This window comes from Streptomyces sp. NPDC005181 (assembly GCF_040608395.1).
In the GTDB taxonomy this organism is placed as follows: domain Bacteria; phylum Actinomycetota; class Actinomycetes; order Streptomycetales; family Streptomycetaceae; genus Streptomyces.
The window spans coordinates 32,080-41,158 of the sequence record NZ_JBEXID010000063.1; the positions used below are offsets into that span (position 1 = coordinate 32,080).

The following is a 9,079-nucleotide window of genomic DNA, read 5'->3' on the forward strand; positions in this document are numbered from 1 at the left end:
TGGTGCATGTCCCTGCGGAGACATAAGGCGCAGCCGAAGAACCAGGTCGGGCGGGCGGCGGTCAGTGGATACGCTGCGCTGGATGAGCGCCTGCCCGTCAGCGAGCTGGCCAGGCAGTTGCTGCGCAAGGCCTTTCCCGACCACTGGTCTTTTCTCCTCGGCGAGATCGCTCTCTACTCCTTCGTGGTCCTGGTCCTCACCGGCGTGTACCTCACCCTGTTCTTCGACCCGAGCATGATGGAGAGTGTCTACACCGGCTCCTATGCGCCCCTTCAGGGCGTGAGGATGACGCAGGCCTACACCACCACCCTCGACATCAGCTTCGCCGTGCGCGGAGGCCTGCTGATCCGTCAGATCCACCATTGGGCGGCACTGGTGTTCGTCGCCGCGATCGCCGTCCATTTGCTGCGGATTTTCTTCACCGGCGCTTTCCGTAAACCGCGGGAGGCCAACTGGATCGTGGGCGTTACCCTGTTCGTACTCGCGCTCCTCGAAGGATTCGCGGGCTACTCACTGCCCGACGACCTGCTGTCCGGTACGGGCCTGAGGACGGCGGCCACCATCATGGGGTCGATCCCTGTCGTGGGAACGTACCTGGAGCTGTTCGTCTTCGGAGGACAGTTTCCGGGCGATGCGGTGATCCCCCGCCTGTACGCCGTGCATGTCCTGCTCGTGCCCGGCCTGATCGTGGCGCTGATCACCGCTCATCTCATCCTGGTGGTCCATCTCAAACACACCCACTGGGCGGGTCAGGGGAAGACCAACAAGAATGCCGTCGGCTCACCGGCGTTCCCTCACTTCACCGCGAAGACCACCGGCTTCTTCTTCATGGTGTTCGGCGTACTGGCCTTGCTGGGCGGGCTCGCCCAGATCAACCCCGTATGGAACTACGGCCCCTACCGCGCCGACCAGGTGTCCGGTAACGCGCAGCCGGACTGGTATGTCGGGTTCCTGGAGGGCGCGCTCCGGCTGATGCCGCCATGGGAGACCAACATCGCCGGCCACACCATTATGTGGAATGTGTTCATTCCGACGATCGTGCTGCCAGGTGTGGTCTTCACCGTGCTGTTCCTCTATCCCTTCTTCGAGAAGTGGGTGACGGGCGACCGCGTGGAGCACCATCTGTGCGACCGGCCGCGCAACCGGCCGACCCGTACGGGGCTCGGTGTGGCGGCCGTCGTCTTCTACGCCGTTCTCCTGGTCGCCGGCGGCAACGACGTCGTCGCCTTCTCGTTCAGGGTTTCGGTCGAGGCCATGACCTGGATCCTCAGAATCGCGCTGATCGCCGCGCCGCTGCTGGCCTTCGCGCTGACCAAATGCCTCTGCCTCGCCCTTCAGATGCGGGACCGGCGCCGGCTGACCGAGGGCGAGGAGACCGGCCAAGTGACCCAGTCGGTGAACGGCGACCTCTCGGAGAGCCACCGTGGCCTGAGCCCGACAGCCCGCTACCGCATCCTGATGCGTGACGTCCCGACGCCCTTGGAGCTCCCCGCCGAGGGCTCGATCTCGCGTCGGCGACGGCTTCGGACCGTACTGAGCGGCTGGTACTACGGGGACCGCGTGGAACTGCCCGCCACGGACGAGCAACGGTCGCGGATCGCGGAGCGGACGGCGCCGCCGGATCCGGTCCGCGAGCCCGAGGACTGAGAACTGCCCTCAGCCCTGCGCACGCACGTACTGGAAGACCATTCCGAACACCCCCGCCAGGACCACGCCCAGCCCGATCAGGAAGAGCCACAGACCGAACACCACACCGAGAGCGAGCAGGGCCGCCCCCGTGGCTGTCAGCGACGGCCAGATGCTCTGCGGAGAAAAGAAGCCCACCGGACCGGACCGCTCATGGATGTGCCCCTCCCTGCGGTCCTCGGGGCGCAGTCCCTTCCTCCGGTAGTTGGTGGCGAAGAAGAACGTGACCAGCAAGGCCATGAGGGACGAGACGGTGAGAGCCGCCGTGCCTGTCGGATCCCGGGACCACACGGCGTAGAGAACATCGGTCACGAGAAAGAAGCCCGCGACTCCGGCGAAGAGAATGGCCTCGGTCTTCACTCGCCCGACTCCTCTTCAGCGCCCGAAGTGGAGTGGGACCCGCCGCGGCCGGGGCCCAGCACCTTCTCCGGCGTCAGGGGGTGGTTCAGGTCGAAGGCCGGCGAGTCGGAACGTACGCGGGGCAGTGCCCGGAAATTGTGCCTCGGGGGTGGGCAGGAGGTCGCCCACTCCAGGGAACGGCCGAACCCCCACGGGTCGTCCACCTCGACCTTGGGTGCGTAATGACTGGTGCGCCACACGTTGTACAGGAACGGCAGCGTCGACAGGCCCAGCACAAAGGAGCCGACGGACGAGAGCGTATTGAGCAAGGTGAAGCCGTCCGCCGCAAGATAGTCGGCGTAACGGCGAGGCATTCCGGCCTCCCCCAGCCAGTGCTGGACGAGGAAGGTCAGCTGAAAGCCGAGGAACAAGGTCCAGAAATGGATACGTCCGATGCGCTCGTCCAGCATGCGTCCGGTGAACTTGGGCCACCAGAAGTAGAAGCCGCCGAACATCGCGAAGACCACTGTTCCGAACAGTACGTAATGGAGGTGGGCGACGATGAAGTACGAATCGGTGAGGTGGAAGTCAAGCGGGGGCGAGGCGATCAGCACCCCACTGAGGCCGCCGAGGAGAAAGGTCACGAGGAAGCCCATCGCCCACAGCATGGGTGTCTCGAACGTGATACTGCCGTGCCACATGGTGCCGATCCAGTTGAAGAACTTGACACCGGTGGGCACGGCGATGAGGAACGACATGGCCGAGAAGAACGGCAGGAGAACGGCTCCCGTAGCGAACATGTGATGAGCCCAGACAACCGCTGAGAGCATGGTGATGCTGACCGTGGCCATCACCATCCCGAAATACCCGAACATCGGCTTCCGGCTGAACGCGGGAATGATCTCGCTCACCACTCCGAAGAAGGGCAACGCGACGATGTAGACCTCGGGATGCCCGAAGAACCAGAACAGGTGCTGCCACAGCAGCGCCCCGCCGTTGGCGGAGTCGTACACATGCGCCCCGAACTTCCGGTCGGCTTCGAGGGCCAGCAGCGTGGCAGCGAGCACCGGGAACGCGAGCAGCGCGAGGATCGAGGTGAACAGAACGTTCCAGGTGAAGATCGGCATCCGGAACATGGTCATACCCGGGGCGCGCAGACAGACGATCGTCGTGATGAAGTTGACCGATGCCAGGGTCGTACTGATCCCCGACAGCACGAGGCCCATGGTCCAGAGGTCTCCGCCGGCGCCGGGCGAGAAGACGGCACTGTTCAGCGGGGCGTAGGCGAACCAGCCGAAGTGTGCCGCGCCGCCGGGCACCACGAATCCGGACACCACCATGATTCCGCCGAAGAGGAAGAGCCAGTAGGTGAGGGCGTTGAGGCGGGGGAAGGCGACATCGGGCGCGCCGATCTGCAGCGGCATGATGGCGTTCGCGAAGCCGCCGAACATCGGTGTGGCGAACAGCAGCATCATGACGGTGCCGTGGATGGTGAACAGCTGATTGTACTGTTCTGCGCTGACGATCTGAAGTCCTGGCCGGGCCAGCTCCGCTCGCATCAGCATGGCCATCACTCCGGCCAGCAGAAAGAAGCCGAACGCGGTGACCATGTAGAGATTGCCGATGACCTTGTGATCCGTGGTCGTCAGCCAGCCCATGAGCCTCACGCCGGCATTGATGCGCTTGTTGGCCACCGGCTCGGCCGACGCGGCTTCCTGCAGGTCCTGCGCCATCGGTTCTCCGTCCCGGCCGGTTGACTCGATGGTGGAGCCTGCCACCATGAACAGCCCGTACGACTGGCGGTGACACCTCGGAATTCACCGGTTCACCGGTGCTCCGATCGGGTGTCCCAGGGCCCGGCGGCGAATGCAGGGCGGAGAGCGCGGTGTTTCTGTCCTCATGTGCCGGACAGGCTGGATACCAGAGCCTGACCGGCACATGAGGACATCCTTCACGACCTGTGCGCGGCGATCAGCTGCTGATACCAGCGGTAGCTGTCCTTCGGGGTCCGCTCCTGGGTGTCGTAGTCGACCCGGATGATCCCGAACCGCTTCGCATAGCCCAGCGCCCACTCGAAGTTGTCCAGCAGCGACCAGACGTAGTAGCCGCGTACGTCGACACCGGCGTCCATCGCCGCCTTCAGGGCCGTGAGGTGACTGTGCAGGTAGCTCACCCGGTCGGTGTCGTGGACGGCACCGTCCGGGTCGACGGTGTCGAACTCGGCGGAGCCGTTCTCGGTGATGTGCACCGGCGGCAGGGCGTCACCGTACGTCTCCTTCAGCGCGGTCAGCAGATCGGTGAAGGACTCGGGGACGACCGGCCAGCCCATCGCCGTGTGCCGGACACCCGGGTAGTCCGTCTCGGTGTACCGGTTGTCCGTGGCAACCCGGAGCGCCGGGTCCGCCTCGCGGTACGGGGCGGCGGCGACCACGATGGGCCGGTAGTAGTTGATTCCCAGGAAGTCCAGCGGCTGGGAGATCAGCTCCAGGTCGCCCTCACGGCGGAAGTCCTGCGCCGTGATCAGTTCGCCCCAGGTCACCTCATCGGTCGCCGGGTAGCGGCCCCCGAGGATCGGCTCGGTCCACACCAGGTTGTGCTGGGTGTCGGCACGGACGACGGCGGCAAGATCGGCGTCCGATTCGGTGGCGGGGACATTGCGGTCCAGGTTGAGCGTGATCCCCGCCTCGCGGACCCCCGCGGCGCGCAGCGCCTTCATCGCCAGGCCGTGACCGACGAGCAGATGATGCGCGGCTGCCAGTGCCCCGGTGCCCTCCTTGGCACCCGGCGCGTGCCGGCCCACGGAGTAGCCGAGGAAGGCGCTGCACCAGGGCTCGTTGAGCGTGATCCAGCGCGGCACCCGGTCGCCGAGGTGCTCGGCGACGATCGACGTGTACTCGCCGAACCGCTCCGCGGTGTCCCGCACCCGCCATCCGCCGCGGTCCTCCAGCGCCTGGGGCAGGTCCCAGTGGTAGAGGGTGGCGGCCGGTTCGATGCCCGCTTCGAGCAGCGAGTCGACGAGCCGGGAGTAGAAGTCCAGGCCCTTCCGGTTGGCCGGCCCGCTGCCGTCGGGCTGGATCCGCGGCCAGGCGACGGAGAAGCGGTACGAATCCACGCCCAGGTCGCGAATGAGCGCGATGTCCTCGGGGTAGCGGTGGTAGTGGTCGCAGGCCACGTCACCTGTGTCGCCGCCGTCCGTCTTACCCGGCGTGTGGCTGTAGGTGTCCCAGATGGAGGGGCCGCGGCCGTCCTCCTGCGCGGCGCCCTCGATCTGGTACGAGGCCGTGGCCGCGCCGAAGACGAATCCGGGTGGGAAGGCGGGGAACTCACTCATGACGGACCTTACTTGACGGAGCCACCGGAGATACCGGCAGCGATGTACTTCTGGGCGAGGACGAGCAGGATCGCCGCGGGGATCGCGGACAGCACGGCCGCGGCCATGACGGAACCCCAGTCACCGACGTGCGCGCCTATGTACTGGTAGATGCCCAGCGTGATCGGCTTGACGTCGTCGGTGGTGTTCAGCGTGAGGGCGAACATGAAGTCGCTCCACGCGTACAGGAACGAGAACAGACCGGCGGTGATCAGCGAGTTGCGGCTCATCGGCAGCACGACCTGGACGAAGGTACGGAAGCGTCCCGCACCGTCGACCTCGGCGGCTTCGATGACCTCGCGCGGGATGGCCACCATGAACGAGCGCATCAGCACGATCGCGAACGGGATGCCCAGCGAGGCGTCCGCCAGCATCAGGCCGAAGTACGAGTTGACCAGACCGAGGTCCACGTACGCGCTGTAGAGGGCGTTGGCGATGACGATGCCCGGGACCATCTGGGTGATGAGCGTGCCGAAGACGATCATCTTGGTGCCCGGCAGCTTGAACTGGGCAAGCGCGTAGGCGGCGGGCGCGGAGATGGCCAGACAGATGACGACGGCGCCGAGCGCGACGGCCAGTGAGGTCAGCAGATTGGTGCCCTGCTCGCTGAGGGCCGAGCTGAAGCCGGACAGGTCCAGGCTGTGCGGGATCGCATCCACTTCCAGCAGCCCGGACTCGGGCTGCAGCGCGGTGTTGATCATCCAGTAGAGCGGGAAGAGCATCACGCAGAGGATGACGAGGCCCGCGATCATGGAGCCCCAGCGGCGCTTCGGCTTGTTCCGGCCGGCCTGCGACGGGACAGCGGGGGTGTGGGTGATGGTCGCCATGCCGGTCACTTCCCCTCGTTGCGGTTGGCCCGCAGGTAGAACACCGCGAAGACGGCGGAGATAAGGATCAGGATGTTGCCGACCACAGCACCGGCTCCGAAGTCCAGCGAGACGAAGGAGTTCTGGTACGTCAGGGTGCCCAGGGTCTGCGTGGAATCGGCGGGTCCGCCGTCGGTGAGGGCCAGGATCAGGTCGAGGATTTTGACGGTCGACATGAAGCCGAGCACCAGGACCACGGTGATGACGGGCTTGAGCAGCGGCAGGGTGATGGACCGGAAGGTCCGCCAGGCGGAGGCACCGTCGAGCGCCGCGGCCTCGTACAGCGCCTTGGGGACCTCTTGGAGTCCGCCGTAGAGGATCACCATGTTGAACGGGATGCCGATCCAGATGTTGACCAGGACGACGGAGACCAGGGCCATGCTCGTGCTGGTCAGCCAGGGGGTGTCACCGAGGCCGAAGACGCCGAGGAAGGAGTTGAGGACACCGGTGTCCTGGTCGAGGATGCGCCGCCAGACGATGCCGGAGACGACCATCGGGACCAGCCACGGCAGCAGGATCAGTGAGCGGAGCACCCCGCCCAGCGGGAACCGCTTGGTGAAGAACACCGCCAGCGCCAGACCGATGCAGAACTGGCCGATCAGCGAACCGATGGTGAAGAGGATGGTCTGCCGGAGAGCCTTGCCGAACAGGTCGTTCTCGAAGACATTCTTCCAGTTGTCGAACCCGTTGAACGGGGCCTTACCGGTGAAGAAGGTGGACGGCGAGTAGTCCTGGAAGCTCATCACGACGTTACGGACGAGCGGGTAGCCGAAGAACAGCAGCATGAAGACGACCGCGGGGGCGAGGAAGCCCCACTGGGAGAGCTTTCTGCGGCGCCTGGCCCTCAGCGGGTCAGGAGTCTTCTTGCTCGTGGCGACGGGCGCGACGGGCGCGGGAGCAGTGGTGGTCGACATGTTCAGTTACCTCAGTTCCCGCTCTCGACACGCTGCTGTGCGTGCTCGAGGACGCTCTCGCTGGACTGGCCGGTGAGAGCGGCCTGGAAGGCGCTCTGCAGAGCGAGCGACACCGAGGACCAGCCCGCGCCGAGCTTGGCGGTGCGGGACCGGGCGGTGGCCACCTGGTCGGCCAGCGAGCTCAGCTCGGGAACCTTCTTGCGCCAGGTGTCGGCGGCTTTCTGGTTGGCCGGGATCATCCAGCTGTTCAGCGCGTAGGTGATCTCTTCCTGCTCGCTGGTCATGCAGTTGATGATGCGGGCGGAGGTCTTCTCCCGGGCGGTGTCATCGATGTCCGGGACGGTCAGCATGCCGCCGCCCAGCGGACCGACCGAGTCGTCGCCGGTCTCGGGGACGGGGATCTGTGCGATGCCCCAGTTGAGCCCCTTCTTGGTGTTGAGGGTCTCGACCTGCCAGGGACCGTTGATCATCATGGCTGCGTTGCCGGCCATGAACTGGTCGTTGACGTCCGCCTGCGTCCAGTTGACCGTGGACTTGGACAGCGAGCCGTCCTTGAGCAGCGCCTTCCAGTAGTCCAGCGCCTCGACGACCTGCTTGCTGCCGAGGTCGGTCTCGTTTCCGCCGTTGGACCACATGAACGGCGTGAACTGGTAGACGCCGTCCTCCGCGCCGCCCGCGCTCAGGGCGATGCCGTACCGGCTGCCCCGGGTGAGCTTCTTCGCGCTCTCCTGCATCTCGGCCCAGGTGGTGGGCACCTCCAGGCCGGCCTTGTCCAGGACGTCCTTGTTGTAGAACAGCGCGAGGGTGTTCACCGTGCGCGCCGCGCCGTAATAGGTGCCCTTGTACGAGCCGTAGTCGACGATGCCCTGGGGGATGTCGTCGGTGGAGACGCCCAGCTTCGTGAGGTCCTTCAGCCCGCCGGTCTCGGCGAAGGTCGGCATCTCGGAGCCGTCGAACTGGATGATGTCCGGGAGCGACTTCGAGGAGGCCATCCGCAGGGACTTCGTCATGACCTGCGCGGCCGGAACGCTCTGCTGCTCGATGGTGACGCCGAGCTTCTTGCTGCACCGCGACAGGGTGGCGGCGTCCCAGTTGTGGTACGAGTCGTCGGTCGACGAGTTCAGGACGGTGTACACATTGTCGTCCCGCTGCTGGCCACAACCCGCGAGAGCTGTGCCGGCGACGATCGCGGAGACAACGGTGAGCGGGACGATGACCCGCCGATTACGACGACGGCGCCGATGGCGCAGGCCGTCCGGGGAAGATGCTGTCACGTGGGTGCCCTTGCATGAGAGGGGTGCCGGCCCGGCGGGACCTCTCTGTCCCGACCAGGAGATTCGTACGCCCCGGTACGGGTCGGCAGGTCCGTACCGGGCGAGGCGGGGTGTCCGGCGGCGGACCGCTGGCTCCCGGTGGGCTCAGCGGACGCCGAGCAGGTGGTCCATGGCGAGCTGGTCGAGTGCCTCGAACGCCATGGAGCGTTCGGCGGCGGCGGTCACGTCGAAGTCCTCGTAGGCGCTGGTGTCGGCGAGCAGGCTCTTGAGGCCGTCCTCGGCGGTGGGCTGGGCGAGCTCGTCGAGGCGGGAGGCGTGCAGTGCTTCCTGGACGTCCGGGTCGGCGCGGAAGGCCAGTGCGCGGTCCTTGAGGATGAGGTAGTTGCGCATGCAGTTCTTCGCGGACTCCCAGACTCCGTCGATGCCGTCGGTGCGTACCGGCTTGAAGTCGAAGTGGCGCGGGCCTTCGTAGTCGGAGGTCTCCAGGAGGTCGACGAGCCAGAAGGCCTGGCGCAGGTCGCCGGCGCCGAAGCGGAGGTCCTGGTCGTACTTGATGCCGGACTGGCCGTTGAGGTCGATGTGGTAGAGCTTGCCGGCCCACAGGGCCTGCGCGATGCCGTGCGGGAAGTT

Annotated in this window: 7 protein-coding genes and 1 pseudogene; 1 reads left to right on the forward strand and 7 read right to left on the reverse strand. The window is 66.1% G+C overall.

Annotated features, from left to right (window positions below):
- The first annotated feature begins 6 nt into the window (after positions 1–6).
- The gene (locus ABZV38_RS29445) at positions 7–1,647 is read left to right on the forward strand and encodes a cytochrome bc complex cytochrome b subunit (protein WP_356331476.1); all 1,641 of its coding nucleotides are present in this window, start codon (positions 7–9) and stop codon (positions 1,645–1,647) included.
- A 9-nt stretch (positions 1,648–1,656) separates the two neighbouring features.
- On the opposite strand, the gene ABZV38_RS29450 is transcribed toward ABZV38_RS29445, so the two are convergent.
- From ABZV38_RS29450 to ABZV38_RS29480, 7 genes and pseudogenes are all read right to left on the reverse strand, one after another.
- The gene (locus ABZV38_RS29450; RefSeq protein WP_356331477.1) at positions 1,657–2,046 is read right to left on the reverse strand and encodes a cytochrome c oxidase subunit 4; all 390 of its coding nucleotides are present in this window, start codon (positions 2,044–2,046) and stop codon (positions 1,657–1,659) included.
- Positions 2,043–3,683, reverse strand: coding sequence for a cytochrome c oxidase subunit I (ctaD, locus tag ABZV38_RS29455; RefSeq protein ID WP_356331483.1), 1,641 nt, complete (start codon positions 3,681–3,683; stop codon positions 2,043–2,045). The genes ABZV38_RS29450 and ctaD overlap by 4 nt, the downstream gene beginning before the upstream one ends.
- A gap of 293 nt (positions 3,684–3,976) precedes the next feature.
- Positions 3,977–5,356, reverse strand: a complete 1,380-nt coding sequence (locus tag ABZV38_RS29460; protein ID WP_356331478.1) for a GH1 family beta-glucosidase — start codon at positions 5,354–5,356, stop codon at positions 3,977–3,979.
- An 8-nt stretch (positions 5,357–5,364) separates the two neighbouring features.
- Complete coding sequence (locus tag ABZV38_RS29465) at positions 5,365–6,222, reverse strand: carbohydrate ABC transporter permease (RefSeq protein WP_356331479.1); 858 nt, start codon at positions 6,220–6,222, stop codon at positions 5,365–5,367.
- 5 nt (positions 6,223–6,227) lie between these two features.
- On the reverse strand, positions 6,228–7,175 hold the full coding sequence (locus ABZV38_RS29470; protein ID WP_356331480.1) for a sugar ABC transporter permease: 948 nt from the start codon (positions 7,173–7,175) through the stop codon (positions 6,228–6,230).
- A gap of 11 nt (positions 7,176–7,186) precedes the next feature.
- The gene (locus ABZV38_RS29475; RefSeq protein ID WP_356331481.1) at positions 7,187–8,449 is read right to left on the reverse strand and encodes a sugar ABC transporter substrate-binding protein; all 1,263 of its coding nucleotides are present in this window, start codon (positions 8,447–8,449) and stop codon (positions 7,187–7,189) included.
- Positions 8,450–8,593: 144 nt separating this feature from the next.
- A pseudogene (locus ABZV38_RS29480) lies at positions 8,594–9,079 on the reverse strand (xylose isomerase); the annotation flags it as partial.

Coding starts and splice junctions, on each gene's coding strand:
- ABZV38_RS29460 (WP_356331478.1), bottom strand. CDS start 5,356: ATGAGTGAGTTCCCCGCCTTCCCACCCGGATTCGTCTTCGGCGCGGCC.
- ABZV38_RS29470 (WP_356331480.1), bottom strand. CDS start 7,175: ATGTCGACCACCACTGCTCCCGCGCCCGTCGCGCCCGTCGCCACGAGC.
- ctaD (WP_356331483.1), bottom strand. CDS start 3,683: ATGGGCTGGCTGACGACCACGGATCACAAGGTCATCGGCAATCTCTAC.
- ABZV38_RS29465 (WP_356331479.1), bottom strand. CDS start 6,222: ATGGCGACCATCACCCACACCCCCGCTGTCCCGTCGCAGGCCGGCCGG.
- ABZV38_RS29445 (WP_356331476.1), top strand. CDS start 7: ATGTCCCTGCGGAGACATAAGGCGCAGCCGAAGAACCAGGTCGGGCGG.